General features: G+C 55.7%; 12 protein-coding genes. 9 read left to right on the top strand and 3 right to left on the bottom strand.

Annotated elements, in window-relative coordinates:
* Positions 1-142: 142 nt before the first annotated feature.
* Positions 143-1,567 carry a pyruvate kinase gene (pyk, locus tag B3527_RS02905; RefSeq protein WP_206990716.1) on the top strand — a complete coding sequence of 475 codons (1,425 nt, stop codon included), beginning with the start codon at positions 143-145 and terminating at the stop codon, positions 1,565-1,567.
* Here the strand turns inward: pyk and B3527_RS02900 are convergent.
* Together B3527_RS02900 and B3527_RS02895 are read right to left on the bottom strand one after the other, a co-directional pair.
* Positions 1,554-2,090 (bottom strand): retropepsin-like aspartic protease family protein, encoded by a 537-nt coding sequence (locus B3527_RS02900; protein WP_206990715.1) that lies wholly within the window; start codon positions 2,088-2,090, stop codon positions 1,554-1,556. The two genes, pyk and B3527_RS02900, sit on opposite strands and share 14 nt — an antisense overlap.
* A 9-nt stretch (positions 2,091-2,099) precedes the next feature.
* Positions 2,100-2,294 carry a DUF1289 domain-containing protein gene (locus B3527_RS02895; protein ID WP_206990714.1) on the bottom strand — a complete coding sequence of 65 codons (195 nt, stop codon included), beginning with the start codon at positions 2,292-2,294 and terminating at the stop codon, positions 2,100-2,102.
* 200 nt (positions 2,295-2,494) lie between these two features.
* Here B3527_RS02895 and B3527_RS02890 point away from each other — a divergent pair, with 200 nt between their 5' ends.
* The 7 genes from B3527_RS02890 (at position 2,495) to B3527_RS02860 (ending at position 12,549) form a co-directional block, all read left to right on the top strand.
* On the top strand, positions 2,495-3,436 hold the full coding sequence (locus B3527_RS02890) for a nicotinate-nucleotide--dimethylbenzimidazole phosphoribosyltransferase (protein ID WP_242517322.1): 942 nt from the start codon (positions 2,495-2,497) through the stop codon (positions 3,434-3,436).
* A gap of 109 nt (positions 3,437-3,545) precedes the next feature.
* Positions 3,546-4,742: an acyl-CoA dehydrogenase family protein gene (locus B3527_RS02885; RefSeq protein ID WP_290479618.1), complete on the top strand. Its 1,197-nt coding sequence runs from the start codon at positions 3,546-3,548 to the stop codon at positions 4,740-4,742.
* Between the two features lie 26 nt (positions 4,743-4,768).
* A complete protein-coding gene (locus tag B3527_RS02880) occupies positions 4,769-5,923 on the top strand; it encodes an acyl-CoA dehydrogenase family protein (protein ID WP_206990711.1) in 1,155 nt (384 codons plus the stop codon).
* A gap of 361 nt (positions 5,924-6,284) precedes the next feature.
* The gene (locus tag B3527_RS02875) at positions 6,285-7,577 is read left to right on the top strand and encodes an outer membrane beta-barrel protein (RefSeq protein WP_290479617.1); all 1,293 of its coding nucleotides are present in this window, start codon (positions 6,285-6,287) and stop codon (positions 7,575-7,577) included.
* Between the two features lie 72 nt (positions 7,578-7,649).
* Positions 7,650-10,046, top strand: a complete 2,397-nt coding sequence (locus tag B3527_RS02870) for a GumC family protein (protein ID WP_290479616.1) — start codon at positions 7,650-7,652, stop codon at positions 10,044-10,046.
* A 59-nt stretch (positions 10,047-10,105) separates the two neighbouring features.
* Complete coding sequence (locus tag B3527_RS02865; RefSeq protein ID WP_290479615.1) at positions 10,106-11,251, top strand: hypothetical protein; 1,146 nt, start codon at positions 10,106-10,108, stop codon at positions 11,249-11,251.
* Complete coding sequence (locus B3527_RS02860) at positions 11,248-12,549, top strand: O-antigen ligase family protein (protein WP_290488422.1); 1,302 nt, start codon at positions 11,248-11,250, stop codon at positions 12,547-12,549. Before B3527_RS02865 ends, B3527_RS02860 begins: the two co-directional genes overlap by 4 nt.
* 30 nt (positions 12,550-12,579) lie before the next feature.
* On the opposite strand, the gene B3527_RS02855 is transcribed toward B3527_RS02860, so the two are convergent.
* Entirely contained in the window at positions 12,580-12,750 is a 171-nt protein-coding gene (locus B3527_RS02855) for a hypothetical protein (RefSeq protein ID WP_156947807.1), read from the bottom strand.
* Positions 12,751-13,149: 399 nt separating this feature from the next.
* On the opposite strand from B3527_RS02855, the gene B3527_RS02850 reads away from it, so the two are divergent.
* Positions 13,150-14,682, top strand: coding sequence for a lipopolysaccharide biosynthesis protein (locus B3527_RS02850; RefSeq protein ID WP_290479612.1), 1,533 nt, complete (start codon positions 13,150-13,152; stop codon positions 14,680-14,682).
* The last annotated feature ends 3 nt before the right edge of the window (positions 14,683-14,685 follow it).

Below are 14,685 nucleotides of genomic sequence, written 5' to 3'. Positions count from 1 at the left end.
TGCATAGGAAGATGCATCGACTTGGTCGATTGGATGCACGCACATGAAGTTTTTGTGTATTGAGCGGGGGAAAAACAGATCGGCTGGCATACCCGAAGGGACTCGTATAGGACCGGTGTCAACCTTGTCATAGGAGGGCGGAATGACTGAAAATCGGCTAATTGGTGAGAACGCAAAGATTGTCGCAACACTCGGTCCGGGCAGTCGCTCGCCGAAGGAAGTTCTGGCATTGGCCTATGCAGGCGTTGACGTCTTCCGCTTGAACTTCAGCCATGGCGAGTACAGTGCACACAAAGATGCCCTGGATGCTGTGCGCGCCGCTGAAAAAGAAACGGGTCGTCCCCTCGCTACGCTGGGAGACCTGCAGGGGCCCAAAGTACGCGTCGGATCGCTGCCGGGTGGAGAGCTGCGACTGCGGTATCAGAAGGAATATGCGGTCGTTGCCGCTGAGACGACCGAGGCGGAAGATACCATTCCAGTACCGCACGCCGAGATTGTCGAAATCCTCGAAGAAGGCGACGTTATCCTGGTGGATGACGGCAAGCTGATGTTCACCGTAACTCAGGCAGGCAGCAAGCCGATGGTGCGAGCTGACGTGCCTGGCAAGTTGACCGACAAGAAGGGCTTCACGGTTCGCGGCAAGGCCCTGCCGGTGCGAGCATTGACCGACAAAGACCGCGCCGACCTTGATTTCGCGCTCGAGATTGGCGTTGATCTCGTCGCATTGTCCTTTGTGCAGACAGTTGAAGACATCGAAGAAGTGAAGGCCATCATTGCTGGTCGGGCACCGCTTGTCGCCAAACTCGAAAAGCCTGCCGCCATTTCAAACCTGGAGCCTATTGTTGCCGCGGCCGACGCTGTGATGGTCGCGCGAGGGGATCTCGGTGTTGAGTATGCGCCTGAAGACGTGCCTGTCATCCAGCGCCGGATCGTACGTTGTGCTCGCGGACTGGGCCGGCCGGTAATCGTGGCGACGCAGATGTTGGAATCCATGATTGAGAATGCCGCCCCGACCCGCGCCGAAGCTTCCGATGTGGCCACGGCCATCTATCAAGGCGCAGACGCAGTCATGCTGTCAGGTGAGACCGCAGTCGGACGCCATCCCGCCACCACGGTGGCCATCATGTCCCGGATCATCCGTGCCACAGAGGGCGCTGAGGATTATCGGCGGTCGCTGGAACAGTTTTCGGGTGACATACCTGCGCAAAGCGCAATCGATGTTGTTGCAGAGACGGCCCAGGGTATGGCCGAGGCGGAAGGTGCGACAGCGCTGGCCCTACGTACTGGCGCTTTTGATCGGCTCGCCCGTTTTGCCAGAGTCCGAGGAACGGCACCGATTCTTTACGGGTCATTGGACGATCAGCGCTTGCGCACGGCCTGTCTGCTCTGGGGCGTGCATCCGCAAAGGCTGAATGCCGGGGCTGACTACTGGTATCGCGACCTGATGGATGCAGCGGGACTTGAGGGTCGCGTGGCCTATGCCCGATGGGCCGGCGATGCAGAAAGGTTCGCGTGGGAAGTTGGTGTCGGAAAAGGCCAGAACGGTGAGAAAATTACCGGCGTATGATCAATTGGCTTTGCTTGAACTCGTATGAATAGAGTTCGCCAAGATAGGTCATACCCAAGAGCGATTGTTCGAGCCCGTCCTTGAGGATCATGGCATCGACACGTTCGATTTCGACTTGGCCTATGCGAATATTATCCAGCGTGACGGCAGCGCCATATGTGATGCCGCCAGCCGTACGAATTTCCCATTTGTAGTCCAGCGTTTCCGGTTTCAAACCAATCCGCTGAGCATCACGAAAGGTCAAGGCGACGGTGCTGGCTCCGGTATCGACCATGAACTTGACCGCTGTTCCATGCACTTCGGCGCGGGTCCAGTAATGGCCATCTGACTCGCGATCGATAATGGCGGCATCCGCAAAGTTTACCGATGTGCGCTTCTCGGACGGGGCCGGTGCCGGATCCGGTTGCATTGTGGCAATCTCTGCCTGATGCTGCTCCAGCCTAGGGACGAGAAAGAAAGCGACAGTTGCGGAAATCAGCACAGCTGCGCCAAATCCGGATACGAGGGTCTTTCCTATGGACATCGAGAAATCCTAGCGTTTGCCGAGCGCTTCAAGCCGGGTGATCCGCTCAGGCAATTCGGCCATTATCTTCTCGCGTCCGTCTGGTCCCAGTCTTACCCAACTTCCGATTTCCTTAAGTGACCGTGCACAACCGAGACAGAGTCCTGTAGAGGCGTCTACAGCGCACACTTTGATGCAAGGGGATTTTATGGGTTGAGTGGTCATGTATTTAGGTTAGTCAGCTCACGAGAGGACACAAGTATCTCATAAACGAGGTAACAAAACCTTGTCGCAGTTAACATGTGTTGTCTGCTATAAGATGAAATCGATTTCAAATGCATTGGGAGCAACCTGCTTTGAGTGAGCCGGCACAACAAACTTCACCATTGGCGGATGCCAGGTCTCTAATTAAGGCGTCGGTGGATGTGGATCCGGCCCCTGGCCAGAAAGTGCGTGCGGCATTGCTCGAAATGGGCCGTGAGGGAGATTTCGGTCGTCTCGGCAAGGCCGCAGAATGGCTTGCTAATTGGCAGCATCGCTTTCCTCCACGTATCGAAAACCCGGTGTTGGCAGTGTTCGCCAGTTCACACGGCCTTCAGTCAGAGGGTGTCTCGCTCTCAAGTCAGACGGATACGCGCGCACATGTTGATGCACTGCGGGAAGGCAAGGCGCCGCTGTCGGCAATAGCAACACAGGCCGGAGCCGCCATACGCGTGTTCGATCTTGCCATCGACAAGCCAACTCCAAGTATTGCGGAGGAGCCGGCCATGACCGAGCGGGAATGTGCCGCGACCATCGCATACGGGTTTGAGGCCACCGAGGAAAAGCCGGATCTGCTCGCGCTTGCCGTCTCCGGAGCAGGGGTCGGCACCGCCGCCGCGGCTGTCGCGTGCGCATTGTATGGCGGAGCGCCGGATTACTGGGTCAGGCCGGACAATCAATCCACGGCCAATTTGGTAGAGCGGCGAGTGGACGTCGTATCGCGCGCGCTGGCTTTGCATCGGGGGCATCTGGCTGATCCGTTACAAGCTCTCAGATATCTTGGCGGTCGGGAATTGGCGGCCTGTGTCGGCGCAATCATTGCGGCGCGGCATCAGGGAATCCCGGTGGTTCTGGATGGATTTGCAACCACTATCGCCGCCGCGGTTGTGCATTCAATCGAACCAAAGGCCATCAGTCACTGCATAGCATCGCACGTGACACGGCGACCAGCTCATGAGGCGGCAGTCGAGCGGTTGGGCCTGCAACCCCTCCTTCAACTCGAGTTTCAAACCGGGGGCGGACTGGGTTCCGCTACGGCAATTGGGTTGCTCAAGACAGCGTGTGCCCCTTTCATTGCTGAGCCTTCAGCGGCAAATGCGACCTGACGCGACGAGAACCTGACGTTTACGCTCACGTCACCTTGCCTTTAGCCGAAAATGGCTGAATTAGAGGGGATAAGTACGATGCGCATCAAGCGCACAGTGAGGAGCCGTCATGAATCTCGATTTTTCGCCGGAAGAGATTACCTTCCGCAATGAGGTCCGCGAATTCATTCGCGAAAACTATCCGAAAGAACTTGAGGGTATCGGGTCGCGTGAGGATCTTACGCGCGAAGAATTCCTCGCCTGGCACAAAGTGCTCGGTAAAAAGGGGTGGTCAACACCTGCATGGCCTGAAAAATACGGCGGCACCGGCTGGACCTCTACCCAGCGCTATATCTGGTCGGAAGAGAATGCTCGCGTTGATGCGTTGATGCCTCTGCCATTCGGTGTGTCGATGGTTGCGCCAGTTATCTACACATTCGGCAATGAAGAGCAGAAGGCTCGTCACCTGCCAGGCATTCGGTCCGGCGAAGTGTGGTGGTGCCAAGGCTATTCCGAGCCAGGCGCAGGTTCTGACCTTGCAAGCCTCAAGACGACAGCGGTTCGCGACGGCGACCATTATGTTCTGAATGGCCAGAAGACCTGGACCACGCTGGCGCAGCACGCGGATTGGGGATTCTTCCTCTGCCGTACGGACCCGACGGCGAAGAAACCTCAAGAAGGCATCAGCTTCATCCTTGTCGACATGAACACGCCGGGCATCGAAGTGAAGCCGATCAAGTTGATCGATGGTACGCATGAAGTGAACGAGACGTGGCTGACGGATGTCCGCGTTCCGGTTGAAAACCTCGTCGGCACGGAAAATGAAGGCTGGACCTACGCGAAATTCCTGCTTGCTCATGAGCGCTCCGGTATCGCTGGCGTTGCGCGCTCCAAGCGGGGCGTTGAACGCTTGCGCAGTATCGCGTCAGAAGAGCTGGTTGATGGTCAGCCATTGCTTCAATCGCAAGATTTTGCGCGCAAGATCAGCCAGCTCGAAATCGACCTGACCGCTTTGGAATTCACTGAACTTCGCACGCTGGCTTCCGAGGCAGCAGGCAAAGGCCCCGGGCCCGAAAGTTCGATCCTGAAAGTGAAGGGAACCGAGATTCAGCAGCGCTTGACCGAGCTTACGCTCGAGGCCGTTGGAAACTATGGTGCTCCGTATGGCTATGGCATGGAAAATACGGGGAATGACGGATTTGGCGTCGGTCCCGACCATGCGAACTTTGCGGCTGAAACGTATTTCAACATGCGCAAGACATCGATCTACGGTGGATCCAACGAGATCCAGCGCAACATTATTTCAAAGATGATCCTCGGCCTTTAGGGCGCACGAGGCAGGGAGGATAGAAGATGGACTTCAATTTCACCGAAGAGCAGAACATGATCCGCGACAGCCTCTCGAGGCTGATCCGCGAGCAGTATGATTTCGACACGCGCCGCAAGGTGGTCGAGTCCGAAGCGGGCTGGCGTCCTGAAATGTGGGCACAGTTTGCTGAGCTTGGTCTCTTGATGGCACCGTTCAGCGAAGAAGATGGCGGCCTTGGTGGCGGCCCGATTGATGCGATGGTCGTCATGGAAGAGTTCGGCAAGGGCCTCGTGGTCGAGCCTTACGTGCCGAGCGTTGTTTGCGGTGGTGGTTTCCTCAAGCGCGGCACGGATGCGCAAAAGGAAGAATACCTTAGCGGCATCATGTCGGGCGAGAACATCTTTGCATTCGCCTACGCAGAACCGCGCGGTCGCTATAATCTGGCCGATCTTGAGACGACCGCCAAGAAAGACGGCGCCGGCTTTGTCCTGAATGGGCACAAGGCCGTGGTCATTGGGGCGCCTTGGGCAACCCACTTCGTTGTGACAGCGCGCACGTCAGGTGATCGCCGTGACAGCAATGGCGTTTCAGTCTTCGTCGTTGCCAAGGATGCGCAGGGCGTAAGTACCCGCGATTATCCGACGGTCGATGGTCGCCGCGCGTCGGAAGTCTACTTCGAGAACGTCGCGGTTGGCGCAGAAGCGGTGATTGGCGAAGTCGACAATGGTCTGCCGTTGATCGAAACCGTTACCGACGAGGCCATCGCCGCGATCTGTGCCGAAGCCTGCGGCGCCATGAAGGTGGCGCACGCCATGACGGTCGAATATTCACGCCAGCGTAAGCAGTTTGGCGTTCCGATTGGCAAGTTCCAGGTGCTGCAGCACCGCATGGTCGATATGTTCATGGAGCATGAGCAGTCGATTTCCATGACCTACATGGCCACGCTCAAGCTTGATGAAGACGAAGTCACGCGCAAGAAGGCGGCATCCGCTGCCAAGGTGCGCATCGGTCAAGCCGGTCGCTTCATTGGTCAGGAAGCCGTGCAGATCCATGGCGGCATGGGCATGACAGACGAACTGGCTGTCGGACACTATTTCAAACGCCTGACGATGATCGATTCCGAGTTCGGCAATATCGATCACCATCTGAAGCGGTACACCGGACTGACAGAGATGGAACTTCCGGCAGCGGCGGAATAGACATCAGAGTCCAGTAACTGTGCAGGCTGAATATTGGGCCTACGGGCTTTTTAATAATTAATATTCTGCCGAATTAGTCTGACGAGACGGCCCGGGACGCAAAGACAGCGTCCCGGGCCTCTTCTTATGTCTTGATTAATTGAGAAATTATTGCCGACAATCCGCCTCTCGGTCTTGCGGGCCGCTGAAACCTTCCAATAATTCGCTCGAATTTGCCTAACTTTGATTACTTGACTGACACCGTATTCCCCTATGAAGCCCTCACTCTTTGTAAGAAAAGTGGTATGGGTCTTGCTTTGGGACCTTTGGTAAACATGGCGGTTCGAGCAACCGGAATACATAATCCAGGGAAGAGGTGGAAATGTTGTATACTAAGCGGGTTAGCCTTGCAGGAGTCGCGACAGGCGCTCTGATTGCGGCGATGTCTGGGACGGCGTATGCGCAGTCGAGCGACTATTACAGTCGGGACAAGTATGAGGCGGTTACAGACCGCCGTCAGCCCGAATATGATCCGGAGCCGATCCGGCTCGGAGCATTTACGGTAAATTCCAGTCTGTTCGCTGGCCTTGGTTATACCGACAATGCGTTGGGAACGAGCGACAACGAAGAATCTGATGTTATCGCCCGCATCGGTGCTGATATTGCGGCTCGTACAAACTGGAGCGTGCACGAAGTGGCCGCTTCCGTGTCTGTCAGCCGTGACGAGTACCAGGATTTCAGTGACCAGTCAGCCAATGACGTCAATACGCGGCTGCGGGGCCGTCTGGACGTCACGCGCGACGTCGCACTTGGCGGCGCTGTCTTCTACCAGCAATCTACGGATCAGCGGTCCGACGCATCGAACACATCCGGACTGGGCGAGCCGATCGAGTATACCCGCGCAGGCGTCGAGCTGAGTGCCAATTATACAAATGACCGTATTCGCTGGACGAACTCTGTGACATTTGCGGAAGTCGACTATGACGACACGGTCTCCCTTGACGGCACGCCGATCGATCAGGACTTCCGTGACCGGTCTGACACGCTCTTCAATTCGCGCCTCAGCTATGCGATTTCGCCGAACGTGGCTGTTTTTGGCCAAGGCATGATCCAACAGCGTGAGTACGATAATCTGATCGTCGTCGATGGTGCGGAACGGTCCAGGGATTCAGATTCCTACACTGTTTACGGTGGTGTGGACTTCGAACTGAACACGTTGATCCGCGGTGACGTGGCCATTGGCTACCTGAGCGAAGAAAAGGATGACACTTTCTACGAAGACACTGACGGTCTGGCCGTCGATGCGAATGTAGAATGGTTCCCGACCCGTCTCACCACTGTGAGCTTCAATGGTGCACGCCGAACAGTCGATAGCGGCATTCGGACCAGCGCGAGCTCCATTCAAACGACGCTAGGCGCTCGTGTTGATCACGAACTGTACCGCAATATCATCCTGTCAGGATATGGCGAGCTCACCAGCTATGAATACGATGAGACCGACAGGGATGACGACATCACCGAATTCGGTGTGATCGGTACGTACAAAATGAACAAGCGGGTGCACCTGAACGCCTTCGCACGTCGCGTTGATCGTGACCGGAGTGGTACGGCGTTTGCGGCCGATGAGAGCTTCTCTGCGAACCTTCTCGGTATTTCGGTTCGTATCCACCCTTAATTTCCATACCAGGCGACCGACCATCCGGCCGGTCGCCTGAAAGCTTCCAACCCCAACGCGCGGTATATTATCTTGACCAAGACATTCAGTTTTGAACTTCCGTCCCAGGTTCCCGCAGAAGCGGAGACCGAAGGCAACAACATGCCGACAGATCTGAAGTCGCTGTTGGGGGCTGTGTACCGGCGCTTCTGGCTGATTGCGCTGAGCTTCCTCTCGGTCTTCACGCTGGTCGCGTACATGACGTTCAACCAGACGCCGCTCTACCAATCGAGTTCTGTGGTCCAGCTGGATACTGAGCAGCAAAACGTGATCGACCTGGGCAGTGTTCTCAGTGGTTTGGCGGTCAGCACGGCGGTGATCGACACCGAAGTCATGATCATGAAGTCAAAGTCACTTCTGACGAAGGTTGCCGTCAAACAGAAGCTCATCGAGGATCCTGAGTTCAACTGGACACTGCGCGAGCGAAAGACCAGCGCACTGGGCAAGCTGAAGAACCAGGTCAAATCACTGGTCGGCATGGATACGCGCGTGGTCGACCCGTTTGAAGGCATGAGTGTCGATGAGCGCGAGAGCGCCATTCTGGATAGCGTCGTCGGCACGTTGATGGGGCGTGTTGGTGTTTCGCGTATCGGCACCACCTATCTTATCAACGTTGAGGTCACGAGCACCTCGCCAGAAACATCTGCCCGTCTCGCCAATGCCATCGCAGATCAGTATCGGGTTCAACAGCTTGAAACGAAGCTGGACGCCACACGGCGCGCTACCGAATGGTTGTCTGATCGTGTGTTTGCCCTTCGTGAGGAAGTTGAGGAAAAGGAAAACCGCGTTGCCAAATTCATTGCCGACAACGACATGGAAACGGCGATGGGTAACACGCTCACCGAGCAGAACATTGCCTATCTGACCACGCAGAAAACACAGGCTGAAGTCGAGCTGAACCGTGTCCGGTCACGCTTTGACAGTATGCGCCGGCAGATCAATAGCGGCGCTGGCGTGGATGGGATTTCCGAAGTTCTGGAATCTCCTCTTATCACGAGCTTGAAACAACAGCTCTCTACTGTCCGCGGCCGGGTGGGTGACCTCGAAACCCGTCTCGGGCCGCAGCACCCTGAACTGATTGGTGCGCGCGCTGAACAGGCGGATATCGAGCGTCAGATCCAGAACGAAATGACCCGGATCGCCACTAATCTCGAAAACGAAGTTCGTGTTCGTCAGGACCAGGTTAGCCGGCTCCAGTCACAAATCAGCAACTCGAACTCCAAGCTCCGCGGCAACAGCCTCGCAATGGTGCGCCTGCGCGAGCTTGAGCGCGATGCTGAAACCAGCCGCGTATTGTATGAAGAGTTCATTGCGCGATCCAAGGAGACCCGGGAGCAGGATGGTCTTGTCCAGCCGGATGCCGTGATCCTGTCCAATGCATCGGTGCCAAAGTTTCCAAGTTCACCTCGTACCACACTGAACCTCTTGATTGGTGCGATACTTGGCTGTTTGCTCGGTGGCGCTCTCGCCATCATGGCCGAAATGTTCGATATGAAGATTTCGTCTTCGGAAGACATTGAAAAGAAGCTTGCTCAGAATGCTCTCGGCACGGTGCCACTGATCCGCACCGGCAATGCCCTTGGCTTCGCTCAAACCAATCCTGCCGATTATCTCATAGAAAACCCGTTATCAGCGTTTGCCGAAAGTATTCGCTATCTGCGAGCAGCAATCGCTTTCTCGGACTTGGACAGCGAAACGAAGACCGTAGCGATCACTTCGTCCCTGCCGGATGAAGGCAAGACAAGCCTGACGCTCGCGCTCGGTCGTATGTCGGCCATGTCGGGTGCGCGGACACTGGTCATTGATGGCGATTTCCGCCGCCGCCAGTTGACTGATGCGGCTGGCTTGAAGCCTGAGATCGGTTTCATTGAGTATCTCTTCGGCGCAGGACAGCTTTCTGATGCGATCTCCAAGGACCCCAAGAGCATGCTGGATATTCTGCCGCTGTCTCTTACGGGCCATACGCCACATGACGTGTTCGGGACGCGCGCCTTTGACGATCTTCTGGTTCGCTTGCGCTCCATGTACGATCTCATCCTGATCGATACGGGGCCACTGCTGCTGATGGCTGAGGCGCGGGTTGTTGCAGGCAAGACGGACAAGGCCATTCTGGTTGTGCGCTGGCGTCACACGAACCGCTCAGCAGCGCGTCAGTCGTTGGCACTCTTGCGATCCTTCAAGGCCGACCTGCTGGGTGTTACGCTAAACATGGTGAACCTCAACCGCCGCCGCCACTACAGCGACCCGGGTGCAGGATATGATGCCTATCGTAAGTACTATCAAATGGAGACGAAGCCTTCTCTGTTCAGCTTCATGCGCCGGGATCCGAACAAGCCCAAGAAGGGCGAAATTCGCCCTACAGCGATCCAGACCCCGCCGAGCCTCGCGGAGCACAGCACAGAGTCTCCTGAAAAAGTTGACGCAAACTAAGGTGTGAGACGGAGCGATCATGCGATGATCGCTTCGCTTAGCCTGAATTGGATCGAGCGATGACGACAATTGCATTCTTCGGACATGATGCGGCAGATGCCGCTGTGCGCCGACGTGTGAAGTCGTTCGTCGGCGATGGAATGGATGTTGTTGGCTTCATGATGCGCCGCCGTGATGTTTCTCCGGAATGGAAAAATGTCGATCTTGGCAAGACGCGTGATGGCGCCTTCCTCCAGCGGATCAAGCAGGTGTTTGCTGGCGCGCGGAAGGCGGCTGAGCAACGTGAGTTATTAGCTGCAGCTGACGTCATATATGCGCGAAATCTCGACATGCTGGCGTGTGCGTTTCTGGCAAAGCGCCATACAGGACTGAAGACGCCCGTCATCTACGAGAGCCTCGATGTGCATCGCTTGCTGACGCGCTCCGATTTTGTGGGTCGGATATTTCGTGGCCTCGAACGCGCTCTGCTGAAGCGGACACGGGCGCTTGTTGTGAGTTCTCCCGGCTTCTTGCGGAACCATTTCGAACTTCACTACGGGGGCGACTTCACGGCCTATGTCGTAGAGAACCGTTTGAGTGCTGACAGTAACTTTGGCCCACGGCCGGAGACTGCGCTCCCGGTGGAGATTCTGGAAGACCGAAAACTTGTACTCGGCTGGGTCGGCATGTTGCGGTGCCAGCGTTCGCTGGACCTGCTATGCGCTCTGGCTGACGCGTATCCCGATACATTGGAAATTCGGCTACATGGAATCCCGGCACGCACCGAAATTCCTGTGTTCGAACCCGAGATTGAGCGTCGACCAAACATGACCTTCTTTGGAAAGTTCCGGTCACCAGAGGATCTATCCAGCATTTATGCCTCGCTGGATGTGGTCTGGGCAGGGGACTTCATGGAGGCTGGGTACAATTCGGTCTGGCTGTTGCCGAACCGGATCTATGAGGGAGGCTATTATGCGACGCCCTCGATCGCGCCGGCCGGTACAGAGACAGCGGCCTGGATCGCACGGAATGACTGCGGGTTCGTGATTGAGGAGCCCCTTGAGCGCTCGCTGTCGAAACTGGTGGGACATTTGTTGACAGATCGCCGGGAGATTGCCGCTTACGCCATGCGTCTTGCAAGCTTGCCAGAAGACCTGTTCGTACAGCCGGCTGGATTCATGCGCGACATGATCTCGACCAGTCTTGGCCAGGAGGCTGTCGCATGAACATTGTAAGTCGTATTCCGACTGACCGCGATTCATCTCTTGTCATGGCCAAAGTCTATGAGGAGCCGCGGAAAATCCCATACTGGGAGCAAGCGCTTATCTCGGTTTGGTTCCTGAATTCATTCGTGCCACTGCCGCTTGAAACTCCACTACGCTATCTGATGGTTTTGTGGTTTCTGTGGCTTCTCGCCTTGCATAAGGAGCAGGTCATTCCGATCGTGCTCAAGGCGTGGCCTCTTTTCCTCCTGCCGATATTCGGTTTCATTTCGATTCTGTGGTCACCCTATATGGGGGCAGCCATCCGGAGCGGCGCACTTTACCTTCTAACCCCTCTGGTCGCTGTCATTATCATTACGCGATTTGATATCACCACTATCCTGCGATGCATGTTCTTCGCAGGTGTGATGGCGATCATTGTGTGTATTCCATTCTATGATTCAATGCCCTCCGGCGGGCCGTATCCGCAAAAGAACTATTTCGCCCAGCAAATGTTGTTCGTCGCATTGCTCAGCTTCATGACATTGTTGAATGAAAAGTCATGGCCTTGGACACGGCTATTGGCCGCGCTCATTTTCCCAGTAGCTTTGATCTTTATGCTACGGGCGCCGTCGGCAACGGCACTCGTGTTTGCCGGTGTCGGGATCATCGGCCTGTTTCTAGTCAAGTTCGCGTGGCAATCCATTAGCAAGGTGCGCCACTTGCGATCCATCATATTCATTGCTGGCGTCAGCGTGTTTTTGATAGGCGCCATGATTGTGCTGAACCAGACTCACCAAGACTATGTGGCGGACTTCCTGGGCGCGCTAGGTAAGGATACGACTTTCACTGGGCGAACTCATATCTGGTCTGCTGGGCGCTTGGCAGCGGAAGAGCACCCAATTATCGGTTTGGGGCTTGAGGGATTTTGGAACCCGTCAAATGGCGCGGCACAATCGATCAATGAAATGGATTTCAAGCCATACGGGACAAAGCTGACCTTCCACAATGCGTATCTCGAAGTGCGCGTGCATCTCGGATACATCGGTCTCGGACTTTACCTGTTGATGTGGGCGTGGTGCGGTTATCGTCTGCTAATGCAGTTCTTCCGGGATTCGTCTTTGGAGATGTCTGCGCTGCTCGTCTTCGGCGCGATCGTATTCATTTCGACGTTTACGGAGTCTTTGGCGTGGGCGAGTTTCAACACCCCCCTTAACTTGCTGTATCTTGGCGCCTTGGCGACACTATCGCCGGTGCGTCGCACATACGTAGGGAAGGCGCCCGTGTACCTGAGTTCCAGTCCGGGCTACGCCAAGGCGTAGCGATCAGGTAACCACTTTTTAGGGGCTGTATTACAACAGGGCGCCGATGGCGAAAATGATACCTGCCCACAGCGAAGCGCTAAGACCAACGATCAACGTGATGCGCAGCCAGACGGGCCATTTGCCGAAATTCTCGATATCGGTCTGGACGTCGCTCTGATAGTGGCGAATTGTGGTGGGCTCTGCAGCCAGATGCATCATGGATGTATTCCTTGCCAGAGACGAATTCGCATTGCGCATACTTCTTTTTTGGCGACCAACTATTAAAGGTGACTTAAACCGACACGTGATTTCACCCATAATCATTGACTCAGTCTCGACGTCGAATCCGGCATCAATGTGGTTGGTTTGGGACGGTATCCCGCCGTTACTGGGGATTTGAGCAGGCTGACGAAACACCAACAGGCTGCAATGGGCGACCGGTATATTAACCATCTGCGCAGATAGCTGAATTCTCTAGGAATTTTCTATCGTTTGTTGAGCATTGCAGGACAGTAATCTTACCGCTCGCCGGTACTGCAATTGGTAAAATCTGCCCTTTCAGGCACCATCCTTGCAAGGTTAAAAGCCGAATCCAGCTTTTGAGTGCGTTCAGCTTCCATGGGAACAGCAGCCATTTCTTCCGACGAAATTCCCTCGAGCCCATCGCAAGGCCTGATGAGGTCTGCTGGCAAAGCCGCCATCTGGGTAGCTTTCAGTAAGTGGTTGGGCTTGCTGAGCGGTCTGGTGTCGCTTGTTGTGGTCGCTCGGTTGCTCACGCCAGAGGATTTTGGCGTCTACGGGTTTCTTTTGATTGTACTTGTCATCCCGGAAGTCTTTTCGAGCGACAGTCTCAACGAGGTTCTCATTCAGAGGACCGATTTGAAAACAGAACATTCCAACTCAGTCTTTCTGTCCTCGCTGTGCTTCGCAGCCCTGTTTTTTGGACTGATCCAACTCAGTGCTCCCTACATTGCGGTGCTCTTTGATGTGCCGCCCTTGGTCGACTACCTGCGGGTCATGTCGTTGGTTCTGTTCATGGGCGCGCTGAGTGCGGTTCCAGCTGCCTTGCTACAGCGACATATGCAGTTTCGCGAAATCACCATTGTGGATGTCGTGGGTTACATCGTTGGCGCAATTGTCGGCGTAAGTTGCGCGATCCTGTTTCAGAATGCCTGGGCGCTGGTCGCGATGGAAATGTCCCGTCGTTTCGCGAGGATGCTGGCTTTCCTGTATTTTGCCAAATGGTGGCCGTCTTTCCGGACAAATCTGATCGAGTTCAAGTCCTTGCTCCGATTCAAGATGGCATCAATCGGATTGAGGCTGGTAGCAGCAGGGGATTTGGGTCTGCCGCGATTGTTTGTGGGTTTGTTTCTCGGGCCGGCGGCGCTCGGTATGTTCAATCTTGCCATGCGGATACAGAATCAGGCGATGCAGGCGCTCGTGTCGCCGTTTGGTGCAGTTGCATTCCCGGTAGCGTCGAAAACTCAGAACGATCTTCCGACGCTCTACAAGACGATGTCTACCGCGATCTGGCTCGCCGGATTTATTGCGTATCCGGCATTCATCGGTGCCGCCGCTGCCGCTCCGGTCATTGTGCCGGTTGTGTTTGGTGACCAGTGGAATGATGCGATCATCGCGATTCAGATTTCCATGTTGATGGGTATTCGCCTTCCGTCTTCCGCGTTCAATGGCGGGGTGCTTCGCGGTGTCGGACGACCGGGCCTTTTGCTGAAGGTCAGTGTTTTCGCGCTGCTGGTTCTCCTGGTGATGCTGCCTTTCGCATCGCGGGTGAGTTTGGAGGCCGTAATGATCGCCTTGGCTTTCCAGAAGTTCCTCGGCTGGTTCCTCAGCAGTTGGGCCGTTTACCGTGCTGTGAAATTCCCTATCACCCGTCAAATTCTTGCGGGGTCGTCGGTTTTAATTGCCGCACTCGTAATGGGCGGCGGGATATGGTGGGCCGCTGGCCACCTTCCTGATGACTGGTCCGACCTCACCAGGGTTGCGGCGATCATCGGGCTCGGAATAGCGCTCTACGTCGCAGGCCTTTTGATTGCGGCCCCCGCAATGGCGAAGCGCGGCATGTCGTCTATGGTAATGCTGCTGAAGGGGGACCGGAAGATGGCGATCGCGAATCTCCGGAAAGTGTCATGAAAA

Origin of the sequence: Hyphomonas sp. UBA4505 (assembly GCF_002388685.1) — a bacterium.
Lineage (GTDB): Bacteria > Pseudomonadota > Alphaproteobacteria > Caulobacterales > Hyphomonadaceae > Hyphomonas.
Note: the sequence above shows the minus strand (reverse complement) of the source record. Positions and strands in the feature narration are given on the sequence as shown.